Source organism: Rhizobacter sp. P1_G5 (assembly GCF_056405435.1).
On the sequence record NZ_JBFUCB010001033.1, the window covers coordinates 1 to 1164 of the forward strand.

A 1164-nucleotide genomic window follows, 5' to 3' on the forward strand; every position below is an offset into this window, starting at 1 on the left:
CCTCTCTGCTGAGCACGTACTCGGCGTCAGCCGAGCAGGGCGAAGCAGATGCCGCGAAACGTGCCGGCGAAGCACTCGCACAGGCGCTCGCCCCAGGCGGCGCCTCGAGCCCTTTGCTGATTCAAAACCAAGGGAGCTTCGCTGTCGGCGGGATGGTGAAGACGACCCCTGGAAGCTACGACAACAACAAGCCGACGGCGTCGGGGCAAGGTTTCCACGGCGACCACCTCTATGCGTTCTACCAGGTGCCGAAGGACCCGAAGGGCTACGAGTTCGACGGGGTCAGCCACCTCGGGACGTGACACGTGAGACCAGGCTGGCAATGATCCGCAATTGCAGCGCCGGATGCGTCACCTCACTACCACCTGGCTGCGACTCGCGCGACGGCACTGAATCTTTCGGAGGCTCAGTTCAGCCTTCTCAGCGTCCGAGAGAAGCGAGCAGGGGTCGATCGCGTCCGCGCTCGCCGCAGGTGCGAGCATCGCCGCAAGGACCGTGATGGCAAAAGCGTGACGGCTCATGACGGGCACCCCTGGTGGCGGCCAACAAGAAGCAGACGGCGAACCTGCCGCTTTGCACGACGACATTATTGCGAGGCCTGCTTCGGTGAGGCACGTCTTTACCCAGCAGCGGTTGGCCGTCCCCGGCCTCGCCCGCTCAGGCTTGCGTCGTGCCTGCCTGTGACTCGGTCGCCGGCACGGCGATGCCCAGGGCCAACGCCGTGCTCAGGAACCACAGGATCTCGAAGGCCGAGAGCCGGCCCGCCGCGGCCGCTTCGCCAACGCCCATGGCGCGCTGCGTCCAGGCGGTCACCAGCCGCGGCGTGCTCGGGCGCGCGAGGGCCGCAGGCTCGGGCGCGCGCGTGAGCTGGTAGCGGCCATTGATGGTGCGAGGCGAAACGCCCTGGTCGATGAGGACGTGCGTCAGGCCCCACAGCAAGGTCGACAGCCGCAAGGTGTGGGTCGCGCCCGGCCACGAAACGGCATCGGGCGCGCGTTGCGGGTCGGTCACATTCAACGGCCGCGCCAGCAGTTCGGCCTGCGACAGCGAACTCGTGATGTCGCCCGTTCGGAAGTCGACGACCAGGCCGTGCCCGTCACCCACGCCGACCAGCGTTCGTCGACGCTCGCCGGCGAGCAGTGCTCCGACCAGCTGGTCCCGCAA

The 1164-nt window shown here is 67.7% G+C and carries 1 protein-coding gene and 1 pseudogene; one reads left to right on the forward strand and one right to left on the reverse strand.

Annotation, left to right across the window (positions count from 1 at the left end; genetic code table 11):
- Positions 1–8 precede the first annotated feature (8 nt).
- Positions 9–263, forward strand: a pseudogene (locus AC1D12_RS33770) (hypothetical protein); the annotation flags it as partial.
- A gap of 394 nt (positions 264–657) precedes the next feature.
- Here AC1D12_RS33770 and AC1D12_RS33775 read toward each other — a convergent pair.
- A partial coding sequence (locus tag AC1D12_RS33775; RefSeq protein WP_477845440.1) for a hypothetical protein occupies positions 658–1164 on the reverse strand: 507 nt, incomplete at its 5' end.